This is a genomic window from Paenibacillus sp. EKM206P (genome assembly GCF_011066155.1).
Taxonomy (GTDB): Bacteria; Bacillota; Bacilli; order Paenibacillales; family Paenibacillaceae; genus Paenibacillus; species Paenibacillus polymyxa_D.
The window spans coordinates 365,951-389,029 of the sequence record NZ_JAAMNQ010000004.1 but is presented as its reverse complement, the minus strand read 5'-3'; the positions used below and the strand labels follow the sequence as shown (position 1 = coordinate 389,029).

The window sequence follows — 23,079 nt, the reverse complement described above, 5'->3', positions numbered from 1 at the left end:
CAATCGAATAAAACGATATATAGTAAGTTGGACATTTTATTCAGAAATAACTGGGGGACCGATTCATGAATTTAACGATTAAGGCCAAAATGATTCTTAGCGCGATACTGATCCCGAGTGTGATTGCAGCAATGCTGCTGACCAATTACATTTTAAGCGTACATAGTGAGAATGAGTACAAGGATATTATGAATCGTGAAGAGGCTATTGCGTATAACTCGAAGTCTCTTCAATTTTTGTTAAACGGCATATCTAATGATGAGCGGGCATATTTGCTAACTCGTGACGAACAGTATGGGAAAGAGATCGGAAACAAGCAAAGTGAAGTTGCAAAGTTGCTACAGGAGACAGAAGCTCTGCTTAGTACAGGCAATGAGGATTCTAGTAAAAAGATGACTGATCTCAAGACGGGGATTAATACCTATATGAATCAAGTTCATCGTTTACTGACTACAGCGGGGTATCAGAGTACAAGAGATGACGCTTTCCCGCCATTTTCTGATTTGCTCGATGATTTTGAAAACGAACGGGTGTTGCGCAAGCAACTTGATACCAAGGTAGTAGCCTTCGTCAAAGCTCAAGAGGATATGGTGACGGTGAAAGTACAGCAAGCGCACCAAACGATGACGAATACATCCTTGATTACGAGTATTGTAGGGCTTCTGGTTATCATTTACAGTATTTTTCAATCCATCGTTCTGATTCGTTCAATTCGTCCATTACACCATATGAATGAGCAACTGTTGGAAATGTCTGAAGGTGGGGGAGATTTGCGTAGCCGACTGGATATTACGTCCAAAGACGAAATCGGTATGATTGCAAGCTCCTACAACAAGCTTATTGAGGGATTCCGCAGTATTATAGTGGATGCTCAGGATACGGCGCGTACATTAACCGTAACCGCAGAACGGGTTAGCGTAAGTACAGAGGAAATGAATCAGGCCAATCGTCATACTTCCGGTGTAATGGAAGAATTAGCGGCTGGTATGGAGCATCAGGTCGACGATATTACACAAACTACAGATACTGTGAAAGAGCTTGCCCACGAACTGGAGCATATTGCAGCTACGAGCCAGCAGGTATATGAGTTGTCTGATACAGCCGCTAAAGATGCAGAAGCAGGGGAACAATCTATAGGTCAGGCTATGCGTCAGATGGAGAAGGTAAGCGAAAGTGTAGACAGCTCTGCACGTGCTGTACGTTCACTTAGTGAACAGGCCGAACAGATTGGCATGATTGGAGCTGTTATTACTGGAATTGCTAAACAGACAGGAATGCTGGCGCTCAACGCGTCGATTGAAGCGGCAAGAGCCGGAGAGCAGGGCAAAGGATTTGCAGTTGTAGCCTCTGAGGTAAGAAGATTGGCCGAGCAGGTATCGGTTTCAGCAGCAGAAATCACACAATTTGTGCAAAATATTCAGGAGCATGTTGGAAATGTCGCTTCCAGTATGCAGACAGGGACGGTTGAAGTGCAGTCTGGCGTAAAGGTCATGCAATCCGCAGAAACCGCATTTCGTCAGATTGGAAGTTCCATTCAACAGGTCAGCGAACAGATTCACAGTGTAAACCGGTCCGTAGAACAAATGTCCGGCGGATCAGAGCGAATGGTGGAAGCAGTAGAACGTATTCGTGAAGTAGCAGAGCAGTCGGCAGGGGGAACCCAGAGCGTCAGTGCGGCGGCAGAAGAGCAACTGGCTTCCATGGAGGAAATTGCATCATCTATTCATACACTGGCGGATATGTCGCAGCTACTAAATGCAAGGGTCGGTGGATTTAAAGTGTAGCCGTATAAATCCCCACCAATGTAAACACAATAACATCTGTAGAACAAATCTGAACAGCTGTGTTATTACTTTTGCAAAGGTGGTAACGGGATGCAACAAAATAAGGGGAATCTGCTTGCGTTAGGTTCCATCCCGCTGATGATGACGCTGGGTAATTCCATGCTGATTCCTGTGTTACCGGAAATCGGACGTAAGCTACATGTAAGCTCTTTTCGGATTAGCATGTTGATTACAGTATATGCGGTGGTGGCCATTTTACTGATACCGATTGCGGGCTATCTCTCCGACCGATTTGGCCGTAAGGCGGTGATTGTTCCCTGTCTGATTCTGACGGTGATTGGTGGGGGGATTTCTGCAGCGGGAGCATGGCTGCTTCACGATTCGGCAGCATACTGGACCATTATTGCAGGCCGTCTACTTCAGGGTGCGGGAGCGGCAGGGGCTTTTCCTATAGTTATTCCGCTTGTGGGTGATCTGTACGAGAATGAGGATGAGGCCAGTAAGAACCTGGGGGTCGTCGAGACTTACAACACATTTGGCAAAGTGCTAAGTCCGATACTCGGTGCCGCATTGGGAGCTGTTCTATGGTTTTTGCCACTGGCCGTAATTCCAGGCCTCTGTCTGATTTCGCTCATTTTGGTGCTTTGGCTGATCCATGTGCCTAAGCGTAAGAACCAACCGATTATGTTTCGGGAGTTTGTGGGAAATGTGAAGCGGGTGCTTGCCGAAAAAGGACGTTGGCTCTATGCTATTTTCGCTATGGGCGGCATTTGTATGTTTGTCATTTTTGGCGTCTTGTTCTACTTATCCGACATCTTGGAAAGTCGTTACAACCTCCATGGAGTGTGGAAAGGTTTTGTGTTAGCCATTCCGCTGATTTCCCTCTGTCTGTGTTCTTATGTAGGAGGCAAGATCATCGGCAAGCACAAAAAGCGTATGAAGTGGATCGGTTTTAGTGGTTTGGCCATATTGACGATCAGCTTTGCCATTCTCGGATTTATCCAAAATATTTATGCGGTGATCGGACTGTTTACGTTAGGGGGCGGCGGAATTGGGCTTGCGCTGCCTTGTTTGGATTCTCTCATTACAAAGGGAATTGAAAAAGAGGAACGCGGAACCATTACTGCCCTGTATAGCAGCATGCGCTTTGTCGGGGTGTCACTAGGCCCTCCGGTTGTATCCTTGCTGCTGGGCAGCAGTGGACATGGTCTGCTCTTTGGCGTGATGACCGCAGTGGGAGGCATTGCAGCTCTGCTGATGCTGTTTGCGGTCAGACCCAAGCAGGATGAACCCACAGATGACAAATCCACGGACCGTATGAGTGTAAATGAGGAGCAAACAAGCGTGTCCCGGGAAAAGCCTCGTTCTCCCAAGCTAAGACGCAAAACTCCTGCGAAATAAATGAAAAAGCACCCATTGTCCATGAAACCATGGCAACGGGTGTTTTTGATAACTAAGCAAGTAAGAGCTAATGTTCATTTGTAAATATAGTCTACCCTTCTAAAGGGAGATGCGTCTTAGGCTTGCGGCTCACAACGATTTGTATGACATAGATTAGTAAGAACAGTACAACAAACAGCGAGGAAAGACGGTACATCCACGCATAATCACTTGCTTTGGCGATAATGCCAAGTATAAGCGCTCCGGCTGCAACCCCGAAATCGAGGGAATTGAGAAACATACCGTTTGCCATGCCCCTCTGTTTAGGAGACACGACCTGAATCATCCAGGTTTGGAGGGTCGGCTGCATGACACCAAACCCGATACCGTAGCAAAGAGCAGACATATACATGAAGACATCACTGTGTGCGTAGGAAAGCAGGATCAGACCGCCAATTAAAAACAGGGAGCCAGGGATGAGCAGTGCTTTTGCCCCTTTTTTGTCATAAATACGGCCCGAGAAGGGACGCACGATCAGCACGGATACCGCATTAAACAGGAAAAAGTAGGCCGGATGTGCCAGATTTGCTTCATCCCCGTAAAGCGCCATAAAGCCGAGTAATCCACCATATGTGATAGACATCAGCATGTTCAACAAGGCGGGAACCCACAATTTACGGTTAAATGCCGGTTTTCGCCCTTCTTCCAAAGGAACCATAGGTGGTTCGATGTGCCCTTTGGGTAGTGTACGAATCAGCCAGTAAGCCAACGGGAATATCACAACAATTACAGCTGCTGTCGTATAGGCAAGCAGGTTGAAACTCCCGTATTGAAGCATCGAAATGCCGATGGTCGGCCCAATCGACATCGCTAGACTAGTGGACAGACTAAAGAAGCCCATTCCTTCACCGAGACGTTTGGGCGGGATGACGTCAGAGGCCATCGTTGGAAAGGCCGTGCTACTCATACCGAAGCCAATCCCAAATAACATCCGCATGAGCAGAAGCACTGTAATCGTTGGCGAAACACTGTACCCCAGCGTTCCTGCCAATGCAAACAGCAGTCCCACGAAGATCAGGGTACTGCGATGTCCCTTTTCCAGCATACGGGCTGAAAAGAGTCGTGCTGCAATCGCACTTAAAGCGAATAAGGTGGTAACGAGACTCACCTGAACGGAACTAGCGTGGAATGTATTTTTCACATAAGAAGGAATGGAAGATAGAATCATCTGTAATTCCAGAAACAAAAATAAATTGGAAACCGTAAGAACGATAAATTCCTTGGTCCAAAGAGGTTGCTTGCCTTGTTGCATATTAATCGTTCTCTCCTTGTTTTTCTGATTCGGTCATGTTGGCGTGAATTTGTAAAAGAGTCCGGCGGAATTGCTTCAGATCGGCCGAGGAAATTCCTTTTACAAAATCGTGATTGGTATCAAGTTCGACAGGAAGAGTCTTCTCCACAAGCTGTCGGCCTGTTTCAGTCAGATGAAGCAAATAGGCCCGACGATCCTGTGGGCTATTTACACGCCGTACCCAGCCCTTCTTGTCCAACAAATCAATAATTCGAGTCGTGGTAGGCTGGTCCTTCACGGCCTTAGCTGCAATTTCTTTCTGATTTAAACCCTCAGCCTGATAGATTTGGAACAGAACCGACCATTGCTCTGGGGAAATATCATAAGGTTTGAGGCGCTGCAAGAGCTGCTGACTCATTTTGCGGTGAGTAATCCCGAGCAACATCCCAATGGAACAATCGGGAGGCAAGTTATTCATAGGTACTCCTTTCTGTTTCCCGTACATAAATTACTTTGAAATTAATTAGTTGTTATAACAATTATATGAACAACAAGTTATTTTGTCAAAAAAAGTTGTTCAGCGTTTTGGGTTCTGCTATCTCTACAGCAAAAAAAACAGCCCGTAAAATACGGGCTGTTTGGGTTGATATAATATCGTTTGCCATGACTGGCGAATTAAGCTTTAGGTACGGTTTCCCAGTCCTTCAGGAAGCGTTCGATACCACTGTCTGTCAGTGGGTGTTTCCACAGAGAAGGGAGCAAGGAACCTGGAATGGTGGCAATATGTGCACCAGACAGAGCAGCATCTTCTACATGCTTAATATTGCGGATGGATGCGGCGATGATTTCGGATTTCAGACCATGAATGTCCAAAATTTGTCTCAGCTCACGAATCAGCTTCATACCATCAACAGCGATATCATCCAGACGTCCTACGAACGGGCTGATAAAAGTAGCGCCAGCTTTGGCTGCCATCAAACCTTGAGCCGCGGAGAAAATCAGTGTTACATTCGTTTTGATTCCGTTCTTGGTCAGCTCGTTACAAGCATACAAGCCATCTTCAGTCATAGGAAGCTTGATAACCACGTTCGGTGCCCACTTGGCGATATCATAAGCTTCTTTGAGCATATCTTCAGCCTTCAGACCAATAACCTCAGCACTTACGGGACCTTCAACGATACTGCAAATCTCCTGAATGACTTCCTTGAACACTCGACCTTCCTTAGCGATCAGTGAAGGGTTCGTTGTTACACCATCAACCAGACCCAAACGTTCAATACGTTTGATTTCTTCAATGTTACCAGTATCCAAGAAAAATTTCATTTGATTTCCTCCTCAGGTTTATATAATACATAATACATATCACATGCGATGTACAATAGTTCATTGATAAATGTAGCATATTGCACACGTTAAACTTATAATTAGTATGTATTACATTCTTAATTGTGACACATTTTAAATTTGAAAACAAGCGGTGTATGATTAAAATTTGATGAATTGTCGGAAGATGCTGAAATTTACCGATCTACGCTCTTTATAATGTATTCTACCCCACTCCATAAGGAGGTAATCATTATTCAACTGTCTGAAAGACAGCGGGAAATTGTTGATATTGTCCAGCGTCTGGCACCTGTTACGGGGGATAAAATTGCTGAAACACTGGGATTGACGCGTCCGACTCTCCGTTCTGACCTTGCTCTGCTCGTTATGCTCGGACTGGTGGATGCCAAGCCGAAGGTAGGCTACCTGCCAGGGCGTCATCCTAAATATGATAGTCATATCGGCAACATGCTCAAAAAGCTGACGGTGGCGGATATACTTAGTGATCCGATTTTGATTTCCGGTGACACTACCGCCTATGATGCGGTGCTGATGCTGTTTCAGCAAAATACAGGTACCCTGATGGTCACAGGAGAGGAGCAGGAGCTCATTGGAATTGTTACCCGCAAGGATTTGCTGAAGGTCATGCTGGGGCATACCGATCTTCACACCGTCCCGGTGACCATGGCAATGACGCGCCGGGCCCAAATGACGACGCTTGCTCCAGAAGACACTTTACTGGAAGCGATATCGAAACTGATTCGGCATCAGGTCAATTGTCTTCCAGTTTTGGACGAGCAATGTAGCTCCTCAACTCCAATTCGGGAGTTGGTAGGACGGGTTACGAAAACGGACATCATGAACGCCATTCTGAGCTTGACAGAAGATAAAACGTAAAACATAAATAAGGGGGCCTTGTATGTACTGGTTGGCCATGCTGACGATGCTGATTGACCATGTCGGACTTGTGTTTTTTCCGACGGATCCGGCTTGGAGAATTGCCGGCAGGCTTGCTTTTCCAATCTACGCGTACGCGCTGTATGCGGGATATACTCATACCCGAGACATGCAGAGCTATATGCTCCGTCTACTCGGACTGGCTCTGATTTCTCAGGTGCCCTATATGCTGGCGTTTGATGTGCTTAGACCGAACGTAATCTGGACGCTATTGACCTCGTTGCTTGCGTTGACTGCTGCATCCCGCTTGAAGCATTGGACGGCTGTAACGTGCCTGTACGTCGTCTCAGCTCTGGTTATGGAGCTCAGCCAGATGGATTACGGAGCCTATGGACTGCTGTTGGTTCTGATTTATCGATACACCCGTTCATATATGATGATTGCAGCCCATTTTGTTTTGAACGTAGTGTATGACATGGTGCATCACGCGAATCTTCAGCACTTTAGTCTGCTGTCCAGTATTCTGATCGTATGTTTTGCAACTGGAGAAAGCGGATTTTATAGTCGGGTACCGCGTTGGTTGTGGCGTAGCTTTTACCCGGTACATCTGGCTGTTATCGCGGCAATTCGCATCTGGCCCTAATCTACATCTCATACATTAAAAGAACCTTTAAAACCACGACATAAAATGGTTTTAAAGGTTCTTTTTTATCCTTCAATAAGCTAGCCAACGTTTAGGATACCTTGTTGGGACCTTGAGCAAAAGGAAGTGGGCGAAGGGGAGCACCTTCCTTCATGTATTGCACCAATACTTCGGGAATATTGTGTATTCCACCTGCATTGACGCGATAGCCGTTCGTTTGCCCTGGCGAGTTAATCCCGCGTTTCACCGTAAACGTAACGTCAATACCCAAGGAACGGCAAATTTCCATCGTCTCCTTGGTATACCCACCATAAGGGAAGGCAAGTACATTCTGATCATTGTGTAGATGCTTGAACAGCTTCTTGTCAGCCATGTCCAAATCGGTAGAAACTCGCTGTTTGAACTCATTCTCGGTTTCCATTCGCCCCAGCTTTTTCGAATACACTGGAGCCATCAGAAGCGGCTTTTGTTGGGTGCGCGCTGTGTTGGAGTATCCGTAAGCATGCTGGTCATTGGTATGATTGTAGAAATCAATGCCTTCAGCATGCATCTGATGAATTTGATCCCATGTCAGCTTTGGAATACCAATATGTTTGGGATTGCTGATCGTGGACGTGATGAGAAAATTGGTTGCCGGTACCTGGTACTTTTTCAACACAGGAAAAGTGTCCGTATAAAAGGACTCGTAGCCATCGTCGAATGTCATAAGTACCGCATTATCAGGAACCTTGGCTTTATGTAAAATAAAATCCGTATACTCTTTCATCGTGATCCAGTGGAAGCCGTTAGCTTTCATTTCGTCCAACTGCCTCGTTAAATTACTAAGCTTGAGAGCACCGGGATCAGGTGGAGTCTTGGTCACCTCATGATACATCAGGACAATTACTTTGTTTTGGTAATATACTTTATCTGGTGTAGGCGTCATTGAAAATAAATGGCGTACCAGTCGATCTGCATTAGCTGTGCGTGTACGATGAGCCCCTTTAACTGTAGGTGTGTGGTATATGCTACGTGCTTCATACACCAAAATTCCTAAAATAGCCAACAAACTTATGATTAGCAACGTTCTTTTAAAAAAAGTGTGTTTCATTGAATGACATCCCCCGCATGCAAAAAAATTCTGAAAGTATAGAGGTTTATACTAGATATGAAACTAGCAAAATCTAGTCTATCATACCGAAAACACGCGGGGGAAATATCACAACTTTGTTACCTCTGTGTAGCTTTTACAGATACCGGTGAAGAGGTCGGGAAGTAACCGATCTCGACGGCATGCTGGATCATGTTCCGAATAAAATTCAGGTCGGTTGCCGGGCATTGAACGCCAGCTTGTTCCAGCAGAGCTGTGGTTACAGAGCATCCGTAACGGTAAGCTGAATCCTTGGCTCCGTCACCTTCTAGTTGTCCCATAGCAAGGTGAAGTGCATCCTCCTGAATGCCGGAAGACGGATTTAGCAACCAGGCGCTGTAATCGTCAAAAGGCAGGGTTTCTACTGCGTAACCGAGTTGGTTTACCATAGCGATCAGTTCATCATATGGCAGTGGGTTCGGATTGCAGATATGGAAAATACGGTTTGCGCTTTTTTGATGAACAGACAGCTCTACGATAGCACGGCTGGCGTAATCAATCGGTGTGAAGTCCGTATGCCAATCGGCTTGTGGCGCTTTGCCCAGCAGCAGCATCGCCTTCATCATACGATAATAAGCATTGCTATCAATATTTCGCTGGAAGCGTCCGTTGGCCGAATGGGCTGTCAAATTACCCGCGCGATAGATCGAGACAGGCGTACCCGCTTGAGCTGCTTGGAACAACAGCTTCTCCGCAGCCAGTTTACTATTCGTGTACAGGTTGTCCACATTCAGTTCGTCTGGGAAGGCAGAAAGCTCCAATGCCGACTCCCATTTTCCTTCGTTAGCAAGATCCTCCGGTATTCCCATAGTGGAGACATGATGGAAGGATACTCCTGGCTTGGCTTGAGCGATTTTCAACAGTTCCAGTGTTCCGGTCACATTCGTGCGATCGAAGGCTGCCGAATCACCAAAATGACGTACGTCAGCGGCGCTGTGAATAATGCCGTCGATTTGGTGCTCCAGCATATGGCGGTCGACAGAAGAGAGACCCAGATCAGCTTGCTCCAGATCCCCATAGACAGCCTTCACTCGTCCTTCGATCAAGCTGGAGATATCATGTCCAAAATATCCCGTCAATACGGACTGAATACGCTCGATACCAGATGGACCGTCCTGAGAAGGGCGTACCATCGCGTATATTTTGGCTTCTGTCCGTTGAAGCAGGTCATACAAAATGTGCGAGCCCAGATAGCCTGTAGCTCCAGTCAACAAAATCACGCGCAAGTCGCGGACTTCAGCTAAGTCAGAAGCATCAGACAGCTCAATAGGATGCTCATTCAAATCCATTTTTTCTTGAGGAATCGCGAGTGGCTTGCGTTGCTGCGTTTGTTCCGTACCTAATTGTTCCACGTATTCAGCAAGCTCACGAACGGTTTTGTAGCGGAAAAAATCTCCGATGCGCAGCGCGCCATAACGTGGCTTCAGAATAGCCAGCACATGAATGACACGAAGCGAGTCGCCCCCGATCAGGAAGAAATCATCGGTAGCGCCAATGTTATTTTTACCAAGCACTTGAGTCCATGCTTCGGCAATGAGTGTTTCGGTTCCTTCGCGAAGAGGTTCCCCGCCAAATGAAAGATCAGACGCTTCCGGCAGTGGCCGCAGGGCCAGCTTTTTGCGATCGATCTTGCCAGTTGGTGAAATTGGCATAGCTTCCAAATGAACGACATGGCTCGGTACAAAATAAGAAGGTAGCTTGCCCCCAATATAAGACTGAATAACGTCCTGTGGAATGGATTGTCCATCCGAAGTGGTGAAATAGCCAACTAGCATGTTCTGATCTGTGTGATCTTTGACGGCTACCACAGCAACGTCCTGAACACCTGGATGTTTGGAAAAATGATCTTCAATTTCTCCGATTTCAATCCGATTTCCACGAATTTTGAGCTGCGAATCCTTGCGGCTTACGTATTCAATCGTACCGTCTGGCAGCAGCTTGGCGATATCACCCGAGCGGTACATTTTTTCACCCGGAACAAAAGGATTGTCCACGAACGATTGCGCTGTACGTTCTGGCTGATGGAGATAACCATGGGCCAATGCAGGAGTAGCAATACATACTTCACCCGGAATATTGACTGGGCAGAGCTTGTTATCATCGTTAACGATATACACTTTGTAATTGTAAATCGGCTTGCCGATCGGGATATTGACGACATGCTCAGGCACGGCACCACGGACCCGATGGGTCGTTGTCGCTACGGTGCATTCGGTCGGTCCGTATACGTTTACGATGTCGGTATCTGTACCGAATTTGCTTTGGAACGCTCGAACTTGGGAGCCGTACAGCGCTTCGCCTGCTACAGTAACAATCCGTACATTAGCGAGTTTGCGATAGCCTTCGTCTGACAAGTACGTAGATAGCTGATTAAAGAATACAGTTGGCAAAATGGTAATAATCGTCGTGCCTGTACGTGCAATGGCTTCAGCGAATTCTTCAACAGATACACGCTCTTCAGAAGACAGCAAGTACAATTTTGCACCGTAAAACAAGGCTCCAATGGTATCCCAAACGGATGCATCAAAGCTGTAGGTTGCAAATTGGGTCAATACATCCTGAGGTGTAATGTCGCAATCGCGTTGCACGACAGCTCCTAGGTTAACAACACCGCGGTGAGCGATCAGGGCACCTTTCGGTTTGCCTGTAGAGCCGGATGTATAGATGACATAAGCTAGATCATCCGGACTTACACGAACGTTCGGATTGCTTGCAGCATAGCCTGCCAGCGGCCCGTTAATAGCTAAAATTTCTTTTACCGTTTCAATAGAACCGCACAGTTCAGTCGCTTGTTCCATAAGTGCGGAAGTTGTTAATACAAAAGGAGAACGCGTGTCTTCGACAATGTAGCTACTCCGGTCAGCGGGGTGGGCGGGATCAACAGGTACATATACGCCTCCGGCTTTTAGGATACCAAGCAGTGAAATAACGGTCTCTAAGCTCCGTTCCATGAAGATGGTCACGAATTCACCTTTGGTAAGACCTTTGGATAACAAGACACGTGCGACTTGGTTAGCGCGTTCGTTCAACTCACGGTACGTGTACTCTCCAGTGTGGGAAGCAATAGCCGGACGATCAGGGTATTGTGAAGCCGCCTCCTCAAACATTCCATGAATAGTTTGATGCTCAGGATATTTCACGACTGTATTATTTAAAGCTTCGTGAGCAGCTCGATCTGCATCCGATAATATATCAATTGAATTCACAGGTGCATGGCTGTTGGTTAGCGCGCCACGCAAAAGGGTTTCAAAGTATTCTGCGTATCGGACAACCGTTGTTTCCAGCAAGAGTGATTGATCATATCGTATCTGTATTTGATAAGCGCCATTGTGTTCACTGACAGCCCAATCCATAATACGGGATTCTACACCGCTGTCCGTAGGCAGATTTGTCGAAAATGAAGTATCGGCTTGTGGTTCCGCAAGGTATGCACTTGGCTCACGGAGCATCTCCTGAAATAAGTCTGCTAGTTCATGAAAAGTCGTTTCCTTTTCGACTGTCAGCGAAGCTGTAAGCAGACCAGTTTGTGGCACGAAAGTAGAAAAAGAAACTTCTTCTTCTGCGGAAAGGCGATATACCCATGCAGTATATGCTGATAAGAGCAACGCTTGTTTGTCTCCCGCAGTTTTTTGCTGATTTAATTGTTCCGAGATGGACGCTTCTAACTCTACTTGATAAGTAGAGGATGTATGCTTGCGTTGTATACGTGCATAATCCAAGGGAACTAGGAATGGGGAAGGGGTTGTCTGTGTACTGTTTTGTAGTAATGAAGCCATTACGCTAACCTCCTGAATGTATGATGTCTTAATATAAATGGTAAACTCAGTAAATGCCTCCGATCCCTTCAAATGCATGAACAGGAGGGAGGCATTACCGAATGAATGATTTACTTATGAAATTAACTTTAAGTCGATAAATGGCTATTATGATTTGCTACGGTTGGTGTCTGCAATTTTGAAATAAGATGTAATTTCTTGAAGCTCTTCAGACATGGATGTCAATTTATGGGATGAATCAATAATCGAATCCAAAGAAGCTTTTTGTTCCTCCACCGTTTGCACAATGTGAACACTGTTATTGGCTGTTTTGGTTACAGTGGAAGAAAGATCGTCTGCTGTCGCTGTCATTTCCTGTGTACCCGCAGATATTTGCTCAGTAGCGCTGGATACTTCTTGGATTTGCCATGCTACATTTTTAGTTGCTTGAAGAATATCATTGAACAGCACGCCTGCTTGTCCAGCAACGACGATTCCGTTTTGAACTTCAACGTTTCCTTGCTCCATCGACTTCACAGCTTGTCCGATTTCATTTTGAATTTCTTCAATCAGTGATGTAATCTGTTTGGTTGCCTCCGCAGATTGTTCTGCCAGCTTACGTACTTCACTGGCAACGACGGCAAAGCCTTTACCTTCTTCACCAACGCGCGCAGCTTCAATAGAAGCGTTCAGAGCGAGCAGGTTGGTTTGACTGGAGATGCCTGAAATGGTACTGATGATATTGCCAATTTCCTGCGAACGACTGTCCAGCAACTTGATGATACGGGAAGTATTGGTTACTGTATCGGTAATCAAGTGCATTTGGGATGATACCTTACTTACAATCTCGTTGCCTTCGTTAGAGCGTTTCTCTACCGAATTAGCTTCTTCCGCAACATTGGAAGAACTCGTGGCAATATTTTGAATGACCGAAGCCATTTCAGCCATGGCACGTGCACTATCGCCTGTTGCTTTTTCCTGCGAACGGATATTCTCCGTGATTTCACTGATATTTTGATTGATGATGTTGGAATTGATTCCGTTTTGTTCGCAGATTGCGAGTAATTCTTTGGCGGATTCATTGACTTCATCAGTTGTCTGCTTCACCTTGGTCATAATGCTGTTAATATGACTTACCATATCGTTGAAATTCTGATTTACGAGTCCTAAATCATCATGACCTGCATGAATTTGAACATCCAGATTTCCTCTGCTTACTTCGCTGATACCGTACATCAATTGCTTAATCGGGGACAGCGTACGTTTCACAACCCAATATTGAAGCGCCAGGCAGATCAGTAGGAAAATCACTAAAATGGTAGCGCCGCTAATGAGCAGCTTGGTCAATCCTGCAGGTACGGCACCGGCATCTGCATCGACTGCAAAATATGCAAAGATTTTGCCACTTGGATCTTTAATCGGAGTCATCAAAGTCGTCCATGTACCAAAAGTATCATCGTAGAAGCTGGTGAATGTTGGTTTGCCACTGTCCAGCATACCGGTTACGCCTACTGCCACGACATTGGGTTGCTCATACATAGAGCCAACGAGCATCTTATCTTTTTCAAATGCTTCTCTGAGATCCGTTGGCATCGCCACAATAGATGTCAGATTGCCATTTTCGAGCTCCGTCCCGAAAATATAGGCATGAGAGATATTCGGATTCGTCGCCATGATGTTATCTAGGTACGCGCGAAGTTTGGTTTGAATGGGTCCATCATAATTTTTCTCTTGAACCGCTTGGGTTACTTCATCGGAATTAATGCCCTGGGCCCACTTCAATGTGATTTTTTCCACTTGCCCATGCAATTGGTCTATCAAAATCGTACGTTGGATCAAATAGCTGGACACAATAAGAACTAGCCCAATCAATACGATGTTGAAGAAGGATAATAATAGGTTTTTGGTGAAGAATGATAAGCTACTCCACTTTTTCAAAATGTTCCACTCCCTGGTTGTATTTTTTGTATATGGTGTTGAACCGCTTATCGAATGAGATAATCAAGTCCCCCTTACAAACAAAATAATCGAGATCATAGACCCTTGAATTTTATGTAATAGGTCTTAAGTCCTTTTACAGACAAGTATGATATCCCTATATATATGTCGTACGAAAAGCCCTTGAAATGAATACCTTACACAATAAAAAATTAATTTTTAATAGGTAAACGCTGTCTGTGTTTCAGTATATTCCAATTTATACTTCAACTTGAAATTTGAATTCATTACAGTCCATAAGCAACTATTCAACAGAAACCATCATACTTTATAATAGAGTCAAATGCACTTATCAATTTGGGACATTTTTCATATTTAACGTTGGAAATGCTTGATTTATCGCGGTTTTTGTGAATTGTTTGCAAATGAGTCTTTATATCCATGCAAAGAGAAGAGGGATAAGAAGAATGTCCAAGCTTACGATTTTAAAGGTTGAGAGTAATCACGAGGATCTGCATAAGTTGATTCAAAGGCTGGATGAGGACTTGCTGGAAAGGTATCCTGCCGATGAAATTTACTTGGTTGATTTTTCCAATCCGAAAGTTAAAGAAATGTTTTTCGCTGTTGTGTATGTGGACGAAAAACCGGTGGCTTGTGGAGGGCTTAGGCCTATAGGTGCGGAAGAAATGGAACTTAAAAGATTTTATGTCGATTCCTCTTATCGCAGACAAGGAATTGCGGTGAACCTATTATCTTTTTTGGAAGAGGAAGCCAGCAAACGGGGAGTGGTAAGGATTAAACTGGAGACCGGAGCGGCTCAACCTGAAGCGATTGCTCTCTATACCAGGCGGGGATACGAACCTATTGAACGATTTGGGGAGTATGAACACGATGAAAACAGCCTTTGTTATGGTAAAAAGCTGTCTCTGTTAATATAAAGCGTTCTCTTATAAAATGGATGATGATCAATACTAGCCTATATAGCGGGAGAGATGATAATGAATTTGAAGCAAAAAGCGGCTGAAAAAGCAGTTGAGGCGATTCAGGACGGTATGAAAGTAGGACTTGGTACAGGCTCGACAGCCTTTTGGGCTATTCAAAAAATTGGTGAGCGTGTAGCGCAAGGATTACATATACAGGCTGTAGCTACATCCCAAGCCTCGGAAGATCAGGCCAGGGAGCTGGGAATTCCCATCATTCCGTTTGATCAGATTGGAAGGCTTGATGTTACCATCGACGGTGCAGATGAAGTGAACGAGCAACTGGTACTGGTGAAAGGTGGAGGCGGAGCCCTGCTGAGAGAGAAAATTGTGGAAAGCAATAGCGACCGATTAATTATTATTGTCGATGAGTCCAAGGATGTGAAGGTACTGGGTGCATTTCCTTTACCCGTTGAGGTCGTACCCTTTGCCAGTGAATGGACGTTGGAGGCCTTGCGGCAGACGGGCTGCAAAGCGGAGTGGCGTATGAAAGACGGCGAGCGCTTCCTTACGGATAACGGTAATTATATTGCCGATTGTCGCTATGGTACGATTGAGAATCCGCAGGAGTTGGAAATCCGCTTGAACCAAATTCCGGGAGTAGTCGATAACGGACTGTTCATTAATATGGCGGACCAGGTGATTATCGCACGGGCCAATGGACAGATCGACGTCCGTAACAAGTAATGTCTAGGACCCGTCTGCTTCATCATGTGGCATTGGTGTTATTGATTTTATATACAGGACTTCTATTATATTGGATGTTTCTCGGTTTTGGTCGTACATTACGGCCAGGACCCCCGTATTCGTATAATATTGTGCCGTTTGATACGATCAGGCAATACTGGCGGGCAATGGAGTCGTTTCCTTTTCGGGTATGGGGTGTTAATTTGCTCGGTAATATTGGCGTATTCATTCCCTTCGGTATCCTTGTGCCTATCATTTGGGTGTCCATGCGAAGTATAGGCAGCCTGTTGTTAACGATAGTGATCGCACTGGTCATTCTTGAGGTGTCCCAAATGCTGCTGGGCGCAGGTACAATGGATGTGGATGACATCATACTGAATGTTCTGGGAGTATTATGCGGCCGTATTGCCTACGTATTTTTACGTAAGAAGTTAGGGATTGCAATATAATCGTCCTGCTCTCTGAATCAGTGTGTTAAGACTGGCTGAGAGCGGACTTTTTTTACATAATGAACTGTAATCTTCACATAATAGACGACAATTCCTCCATTTTTAGGCCGTAGGAGTAGGGGGAGGAACGCTTAAACTTGACAAAAGCGCACAATTAAGATATCTTGGAATAAAGATATGAGTAACGGAGGCTGTTAATATGTCTGTAAAACCAGATGATCAGGACCTAGCACTTAACTTGTTCGTTGTTCTGGCTCGTGCTTATAATTCGGTCACGTCTCGTACGAATCGGGACATTCATAGTCATGGATTAAATACAACAGAATTTGGTGTGCTTGATCTGCTGTATTATCGGGGGCCACAGCCTTTACAGAAAATTGGAGAAAAGGTACTAATCTCTAGTGGGAATATTACGTACGTGGTCGATAAACTTCAGAAGAAAAACTTGCTTACCCGTCGTGCTTCGCAAGATGATCGGCGTGTGATTTATGCAGAATTGACTGATGAGGGACGTCACTTCTTTGAGCAAATATTCCCGCAGCATCATCGTGTCATTATGGAGACCGTGGATGGCTTATCTGTGGAAGAGAAGGAGCAGGCTATTCATCTGTTAAAAAAGCTTGGACTAACGGCTGAGGGGCAGAAGAGTAACGGATCATAAATGGTGCATGTACAGGTTAAATCTGCTTTAGATAAAATACCGACTTTTCGGTATTTTATTTTTTTGTCGTATTATGGGGGAGTAGGGTTAATGTAGGGACGCAAATCAGGTATAATTGTCTAATAGTCACGTCCGGAACAAATCCCCAGTACCTGTTCCACATACAAAACCTTGTCGGGGAAGGAGCTGTACATGAGTATACAGCAATATACCGCAGGTGAATCGCTATTGATGCAAGCAGGAGCTTTGGCTGAATTAGTTACCCATAAGCAATACGAATTACAGCCCGATCTTTTGCAGCGTTTTGGGGATAACGGTAAAATAAAGACAAAACAAGATTCCATATATAGTTTGAACTATTTGGCTGAAAGTGTAATCATGAACAGCCCTATTTTATTTACACAGTATGTTTCCTGGTTAAAAAAGCTTCTGGAGGGTTTCGGCATAACCCAAGAAGATTTGAGCATTAATTTCAGATTAATTCAGGAGACGTTGGTAGAGCACTTCGACCATACGGATAAAACCATGGTGCTGGAGCATCTGGATTTGGGGATACAGCAAATTGGAAAGAAAGAGGAGTATGCCTCTTTTATTACAGGTAATAATCCCTATGCTACTGACGTGGCTCAATATTTGGAATATTTACTCTCAGGTAATCGCAGACAGGCTTTGGATTGGATCGTTCGTTTGCTGGATGAGGGTATCTCTATTCAACATACTTATAAATATATTTTTCAAATTTCGCAATATGAAATAGGCCGTCTATGGCATGAAGGCAAAATCACCGTCGGTCAAGAGCATTTTTGCACTGCCGTGACTCAATTTATTATTTCCAGCCTGTACCCTAGATGGATGGGGAGTGGAAGTGAGGAACGCTGCCTAGTGGCGGCGTGTGTAGGCAGCGAGCAGCATGAAATTGGAGTGCGTATGCTGGCTGATATATTTGAAATGGATGGTTGGGATACGTATTATTTAGGCGCCAATGTACCTAACCGGAGTCTGCTTCAGGCCATTGTGAGTTACAAGGCGGATGTAGTGGCTATCTCAGCTACCATGGCTTACCATGTCCATCTAGTGAAAGAGTTAATTGCTCTCATTCGGCAAGACCCAACGACTAGCCATGTGAAAATTATGGTCGGAGGCTTGCCTTTTAATCTCGATTCCCTCTTGTGGCAAGAAGTAGGGGCGGACGGATACGCGCCAGATGCGGAAGAAGCGCTGGAGGTTGCGGGTGACTTACTTTCGCTCAGGAAATAAGGTTAGTTTTGTGAACCTGTAAGTCATTTTGTAAAGGGGGCCTTTTAATATGAAGGAACCGACAGCAGAAATGGCTGTCCTGCGGAAAACGGTCGAACAATTAACGGATGAGATAGTGAAAAGCAAGGCTGAGGAAGAAAAGCTGCTGAATGAATTTTCAGCGATGAACAACGAGCTGGTTAATCTGCAGCGTCAGCTTGCCAAAAGCAATGCGGAATTATCACGGACGAAGGAAGAAGCGGTACGGGCTAATGACCTAAAGAGCACTTTTCTGGCTGTGGTTAGTCATGAATTCAGAACGCCAATGAACGGAATACTTGGAATGATCGAAATGTTAGGTTCATCCAAACTTTCCCCGGATCAACGGCAGGCCATCGGTGTGATACGTGAGTCAGCCTCCCTGTTATTGAACATGATTAATAATCTGCTTGATATATCCAAAGTGGAAGCAGGACAGATGGAACTGGAGATCGGAAACGTCAGAGTTCAGGCGATTATGAGCCATGTTGCTCAGTTGTTGGAGCCGCAAATCTATCAGATGGGTAACCGGTTGAGTATAGAGACCGATACCGGTGTGGCAGAGCATCTGGAGGGAGATTCGGCAAGGATCATGCAGATCTTGCTCAATCTGTTGAACAATGCGAATAAATTTACGAGTGAAGGATTGCTCATCATTCGAACAAAATTAGTGGAGGAAACAAAAGACTCCCAACGTGTTCGGTTTGAGGTGCAGGATTCGGGTATTGGGATTTCACCGGAGGATCAGAATAAGCTGTTTCAGCCTTATGTACAAGCCGGTGAAGGCAGCGCCTCCCAATATGGAGGAACGGGTCTAGGGCTATGGATATGCAGTTCATTTGTGGAACTCATGCAGGGAGAAATTGGGGTCGTCAGTACAGAAGGCCAAGGCTCCACGTTCTGGTTTGAAATTCCCCTCATGAAAGGATTGGAGCAGGCAGGCGAAATGGAGAAGCGTGAAAATGGTGATTTAAAGGTATTTAGCGAGTTGCTGCGTGAGCATAGTCATTCTCTAACTATTTTGGTGGCTGAGGATAATCGGGTAAATCGTCAGGTGGTGCAATTACAGCTTAACCATTTGGGATTCCAGCATATTGATTTTGCTGAGGATGGACAAGCTGCTGTAAAAGCGGCCTCCGAACGATCCTACGCTTGTATTCTAATGGATCATTACATGCCTCTGCTAAATGGTCATGATGCGGCAAAAGCGATCCGCCAGCGGGAAGCAGAAAACCAGCAACCACCTGTACCGATCATTTCTTTGACCGGGAATGTGTCTGAGGAGGATCAGGCACGGGGCCGGGAGGTTGGAGTGAACGATTACTTGATAAAGCCAGTAACGATTGAAAAGCTCTCTGAAAAGCTTGTCAAATGGCTTCCAAAGCCGGAAACCGAGCCGATTTTGGATAAGGAAGTTATACGTGAAATTATGCTGCTGGACGAGGATGGCAGCACGGCACTACTGGAGTCATTGGTCGAAATGTATACAAGTGATACACCTGCCAAAATCAATAAGTTAAGAGAACTGGCTGCTGTGGGCGAAGTCACAAAAGTAGTAGAGGCTGCTCATGAGTTGAAATCAGGCAGCGTGAGTCTGGGTGTCGGGCGTTTGTCCTCGTTGCTGTCGGATATTGAACAGCTTGCACGGGAGAACCGACTCGAGAATGCGAAAGCGAAGTTGTCTGCGCTCCAATCTGTCTATCAAGCAACGTGTTTAGAACTGGAACGCTATATTCACCAGTGCTAGACCGTTTTCCCCCCCCTTATTAGACTTGCACGCGGAAGGAGAACGTAAGAGGCATATATGAAAGAACAGTTGCGTTCCATTCACCCGCTGGCCTGGACGATTATTGTCGGTACTATTTTCGGGCGGATGGCGACATCCATGAGTATCCCGTTTTTGTCAATTTACCTTACCACCCGTTTAGGAGTGTCCCCCTTTCATACGGGGGTGATCGTGTCGGTAAGCTCGTTGGTCGGCATTTTTGCCAGCTTTTACGGTGGATATATTTCAGATCGAATCGGACGGCGTAAGGTGATGTTGGTGTCCATTGCGAGCTGGGCGCTTGTATTCGTTGCTTTTGCGTTGGCGGAAGCGGCCTGGGCCTTTTTTGTCATTAATGCTCTAAATGGACTGTGCAGGTCCTTGTTCGAGCCAACCTCGCGGGCGCTGTTATCAGATGTAACCCCCAAGGAGAAAAGACTGCTTATCTATAATATGAGATATGCGGCCATTAATGTTGGGGTAGTGGCAGGGCCGTTGCTTGGTTTGATGTTAGGATCTGCATCCAATGGTACGCCGTTCATGGTAGCTGCTGGTGTGTACGCACTATACGGAGTACTGTTGTTGATCCAATTTGCCCGTTATGCATCGGATCTGCATATAGGTACAACGGCGAGAGAGGCTCCACTGCGAATGGCTGAGGCATTCCGTACAGCCAGCCGTGATCCGGTGTTTATGCCGATTTTGCTGGGAACGGTATTTTGTGTGATGGGCTATGCGCATTCCAATTCCACAATGCCTCAATTCTTGTCCTTATCCTTCGCGGAAGGAACTCGATGGTTTACATATATGCTGACGGTCAACGCGGTTTGTGTATTGGCATTTCAATATCCGCTGGTGCGGCTGGCAAGCCGATTTTCCCCGGTGAATTCTCTGATTGCAGGGAATATATGTATTGCGGTCAGCTTGTTGCTGTGCGGTATGCTAAACTCAGGCTGGATGTTTATACTGGATATGGTGCTGTTTACGGTTGGTGAAGTGTTATTGTTCACGATGCTGGACGTATTGATTGACCAAATTGCAGATGCTCAATATAAAGGGACCTACTTCGGTACAATCGGATTTAATAATTTGGGAAGCGTGCTGGCTCCTTTATTTGGTGGCTGGTTGCTGGATATCTATGGTCAAACGGCGCCGCTTGTTGTTTTTGTTCCGGTTGCCCTGTCGGTTGTGATTGGCATTCCGTTCCTTCTGGTCGCACGCCGCCGCCTGGTGCAGCGTACAGCACGGATCGCGGCTCAAGGAGGAGAATCGGTGCAGCAACTGTCATCATAAAAGGGAGTTGAGTGCAGGATGAAGTCGGAAGAAGATGTGCTACGAGTCATACAATATATGAATGATCCGCAGGTAATGGAAGACTTGCGCTATGTGCGAGAGCTGAAGTTGCCGCAAGGATGTATTGCCGCAGGCTATGTACGTAACCGCGTTTGGGACAAGCTCCATGGGTATACAACGGCTACACCTTTAAACGATATAGATGTTATCTATTTTGACCCGAAAAACACGCTAGAGGAACGAGATGAGTATCTAGAGTTGTCCTTGAACCGTAAGCAGGCCGGACGTAATTGGTCTGTCAAAAATCAGGCTCGGATGCATTTTCGCAACGGGGAGGCTCCTTATTCCTCGGTAGAGGATGCGATGAGCCGCTGGCCAGAGACGGCAACGGCGGTGGCGGTTAGATTGAATGACAAGGATCAAATAGAGGTCATTTGTCCGCATGGATTGGAAGATCTGCTGGATATGCGGGTACGACAAAGCCCTTTGTTTCGTCACACAACGGCTTATCGTCAGCGTGTATTTGAGAAGCAATGGCTTGATAACTGGCCGTTGCTTATTATGGAGAATTAGAGTGAAATCCTAATTTTAGGATATTAAGGAGAGACGACAAACAATGTTTAAAAATATAAAAATAGATTCAGATCGTGAGGAAGTTCTGGAGCTGTTAACCTACGCCGTGCTGGATCACCCTGAACGCGGAGAAGCAGTTTTACGTACCTATCAAGCCTCGGATGACTGGAAGCTGTTCGGTGTAGAAGATGAAGGACTTATTGTAGGTATTGTCGGCTTTGAGGACCAGGAGGATGGAACAACTGTAATTCGCCATCTGGCCGTGTTGCCTGAAAACCGTCATAGAGGATATGCCAGAGGTATGCTACTTACGCTCATTCAGGAGCGTAATCCAAAACGGCTTACTGTGGACACGGATGCGGAGGGGGCAGATTTTTTCCGCAACGTGGGCTTTGCCGTGTATGGATCAGAGGATTTGCCGGATGGTGGGCAATTCCATTGTGTATATGAAATAGACGAAGAATAAGCGAATCTCCGGGTCCCGCGTCCCTCTTTCTACATAAGATATGTTATGCAGAAAGAGGGAGGTGGGTTTCATTGGCGTACCACTACACAGCGATTGGAGATTCTTTAACAACAGGTGCAGGGACGTTGCTGAGCGGCGGATTTGTACCTATCTATCGGCGAATGGCAGAAAGACATCTGCGTACGCCAGTCAGTTACGAGAATCTGGGAATTAACGGGCTGACATCGCAGGAGTTGCTGTCCATGGTCCGCAACAATCCACTTTTTCGGTCGGCGATCAGCCGGGCTGAACTTATAACGGTAACGATCGGCGGGAATGATCTGCGCCCATACATCAGCGCCCTTGCTGGAGGGTCCGGCTTATCGGGTTCTTCCATTCCACAAGCGTTGAATCACACAAAAGAACATGTACGCCAAATTGTACATGCCCTGTATCAGATAAAGTCCGGTCAGCGTGAGCCATTTATCATTCGAATGGTGGGATTATATAATCCTTTTCCAGAAGTAAGGGAGGCGGGAGTATATGTGCGTCAGTACAACTCGTTTCTCTATACATTAGGCGGACCGAATTACCGGGTGGCGAATATTTATCCCGCATTTGAGGGCTATGAACGGGCACTACTTTCGTTAGACCGGGTGCATCCGAACAGTCGTGGTTATCGCGTGATTGCGGAAGAGTTGAATCGGCTTGGTTATGCGCCATTAAGGCGAGCGTGAGAGGATGCTTTGGATCAGACAAAGTATATTAAAGAAAGAGGTTCATGATGACAGTAGAAACTGACCATTATGAA

The 23,079-nt window shown here is 45.8% G+C and carries 20 protein-coding genes; 14 read left to right on the top strand and 6 right to left on the bottom strand.

All coding sequences use genetic code 11. From position 1 onward, the window contains the following. Positions 1 to 65: 65 nt before the first annotated feature. Together G9G53_RS11635 and G9G53_RS11630 are read left to right on the top strand one after the other, a co-directional pair. A complete protein-coding gene (locus tag G9G53_RS11635) occupies positions 66 to 1,784 on the top strand; it encodes a methyl-accepting chemotaxis protein (protein ID WP_029516784.1) in 1,719 nt (572 codons plus the stop codon). Positions 1,785 to 1,874: 90 nt separating this feature from the next. Further along, positions 1,875 to 3,185: an MFS transporter gene (locus G9G53_RS11630; RefSeq protein WP_165147689.1), complete on the top strand. Its 1,311-nt coding sequence runs from the start codon at positions 1,875 to 1,877 to the stop codon at positions 3,183 to 3,185. 91 nt (positions 3,186 to 3,276) lie between these two features. Here the strand turns inward: G9G53_RS11630 and G9G53_RS11625 are convergent, their stop codons facing one another. The 3 genes from G9G53_RS11625 to fsa form a co-directional block, all read right to left on the bottom strand. Further along, positions 3,277 to 4,476, bottom strand: coding sequence for an MFS transporter (locus G9G53_RS11625; RefSeq protein WP_029516786.1), 1,200 nt, complete (start codon positions 4,474 to 4,476; stop codon positions 3,277 to 3,279). Between the two features lies 1 nt (position 4,477). Further along, positions 4,478 to 4,933 carry a MarR family winged helix-turn-helix transcriptional regulator gene (locus tag G9G53_RS11620; RefSeq protein WP_029516787.1) on the bottom strand — a complete coding sequence of 152 codons (456 nt, stop codon included), beginning with the start codon at positions 4,931 to 4,933 and terminating at the stop codon, positions 4,478 to 4,480. A 197-nt stretch (positions 4,934 to 5,130) separates the two neighbouring features. Further along, complete coding sequence (gene fsa / locus G9G53_RS11615; protein ID WP_013309811.1) at positions 5,131 to 5,778, bottom strand: fructose-6-phosphate aldolase; 648 nt, start codon at positions 5,776 to 5,778, stop codon at positions 5,131 to 5,133. 177 nt (positions 5,779 to 5,955) lie between these two features. Here fsa and G9G53_RS11610 point away from each other — a divergent pair, with 177 nt between their 5' ends. Together G9G53_RS11610 and G9G53_RS11605 are read left to right on the top strand one after the other, a co-directional pair. Next, positions 5,956 to 6,675, top strand: coding sequence for a CBS domain-containing protein (locus tag G9G53_RS11610; protein ID WP_238437778.1), 720 nt, complete (start codon positions 5,956 to 5,958; stop codon positions 6,673 to 6,675). A 22-nt stretch (positions 6,676 to 6,697) separates the two neighbouring features. Next, complete coding sequence (locus G9G53_RS11605) at positions 6,698 to 7,318, top strand: TraX family protein (protein ID WP_165147686.1); 621 nt, start codon at positions 6,698 to 6,700, stop codon at positions 7,316 to 7,318. A 91-nt stretch (positions 7,319 to 7,409) separates the two neighbouring features. Here G9G53_RS11605 and G9G53_RS11600 read toward each other — a convergent pair whose 3' ends face one another. From G9G53_RS11600 to G9G53_RS11590, 3 genes are all read right to left on the bottom strand, one after another. Further along, entirely contained in the window at positions 7,410 to 8,408 is a 999-nt protein-coding gene (locus G9G53_RS11600) for a polysaccharide deacetylase family protein (protein ID WP_165147683.1), read from the bottom strand. 119 nt (positions 8,409 to 8,527) lie between these two features. Beyond that, positions 8,528 to 12,223, bottom strand: coding sequence for a non-ribosomal peptide synthetase family protein (locus G9G53_RS11595; RefSeq protein ID WP_165147663.1), 3,696 nt, complete (start codon positions 12,221 to 12,223; stop codon positions 8,528 to 8,530). A 147-nt stretch (positions 12,224 to 12,370) separates the two neighbouring features. Continuing rightward, the gene (locus tag G9G53_RS11590) at positions 12,371 to 14,140 is read right to left on the bottom strand and encodes a methyl-accepting chemotaxis protein (RefSeq protein ID WP_029514770.1); all 1,770 of its coding nucleotides are present in this window, start codon (positions 14,138 to 14,140) and stop codon (positions 12,371 to 12,373) included. 467 nt (positions 14,141 to 14,607) lie between these two features. On the opposite strand from G9G53_RS11590, the gene G9G53_RS11585 reads away from it, so the two are divergent. The 10 genes from G9G53_RS11585 (at position 14,608) to G9G53_RS11540 (ending at position 23,005) form a co-directional block, all read left to right on the top strand. Beyond that, complete coding sequence (locus G9G53_RS11585) at positions 14,608 to 15,078, top strand: GNAT family N-acetyltransferase (RefSeq protein WP_165147660.1); 471 nt, start codon at positions 14,608 to 14,610, stop codon at positions 15,076 to 15,078. Positions 15,079 to 15,138: 60 nt separating this feature from the next. Then, a complete protein-coding gene (gene rpiA, locus G9G53_RS11580) occupies positions 15,139 to 15,807 on the top strand; it encodes a ribose-5-phosphate isomerase RpiA (RefSeq protein WP_068940619.1) in 669 nt (222 codons plus the stop codon). Beyond that, a complete protein-coding gene (locus G9G53_RS11575; protein WP_165147658.1) occupies positions 15,807 to 16,256 on the top strand; it encodes a VanZ family protein in 450 nt (149 codons plus the stop codon). The genes rpiA and G9G53_RS11575 overlap by 1 nt, the downstream gene beginning before the upstream one ends. Before the next feature lie 199 nt (positions 16,257 to 16,455). Beyond that, positions 16,456 to 16,917 carry a MarR family winged helix-turn-helix transcriptional regulator gene (locus G9G53_RS11570; protein ID WP_029514766.1) on the top strand — a complete coding sequence of 154 codons (462 nt, stop codon included), beginning with the start codon at positions 16,456 to 16,458 and terminating at the stop codon, positions 16,915 to 16,917. A 192-nt stretch (positions 16,918 to 17,109) separates the two neighbouring features. Beyond that, positions 17,110 to 18,174, top strand: coding sequence for a cobalamin B12-binding domain-containing protein (locus tag G9G53_RS11565; protein WP_165147656.1), 1,065 nt, complete (start codon positions 17,110 to 17,112; stop codon positions 18,172 to 18,174). 49 nt (positions 18,175 to 18,223) lie between these two features. Next, complete coding sequence (locus G9G53_RS11560) at positions 18,224 to 19,939, top strand: ATP-binding protein (RefSeq protein WP_029514764.1); 1,716 nt, start codon at positions 18,224 to 18,226, stop codon at positions 19,937 to 19,939. Positions 19,940 to 19,996: 57 nt separating this feature from the next. Continuing rightward, positions 19,997 to 21,250, top strand: a complete 1,254-nt coding sequence (locus tag G9G53_RS11555; protein ID WP_029514763.1) for an MDR family MFS transporter — start codon at positions 19,997 to 19,999, stop codon at positions 21,248 to 21,250. 18 nt (positions 21,251 to 21,268) lie between these two features. Continuing rightward, the gene (locus tag G9G53_RS11550) at positions 21,269 to 21,823 is read left to right on the top strand and encodes a nucleotidyltransferase family protein (RefSeq protein WP_165147654.1); all 555 of its coding nucleotides are present in this window, start codon (positions 21,269 to 21,271) and stop codon (positions 21,821 to 21,823) included. Between the two features lie 43 nt (positions 21,824 to 21,866). Next, positions 21,867 to 22,289: a GNAT family N-acetyltransferase gene (locus tag G9G53_RS11545; protein ID WP_039274816.1), complete on the top strand. Its 423-nt coding sequence runs from the start codon at positions 21,867 to 21,869 to the stop codon at positions 22,287 to 22,289. Between the two features lie 71 nt (positions 22,290 to 22,360). Continuing rightward, complete coding sequence (locus G9G53_RS11540) at positions 22,361 to 23,005, top strand: GDSL-type esterase/lipase family protein (RefSeq protein WP_039274815.1); 645 nt, start codon at positions 22,361 to 22,363, stop codon at positions 23,003 to 23,005. Positions 23,006 to 23,079 lie beyond the last annotated feature (74 nt).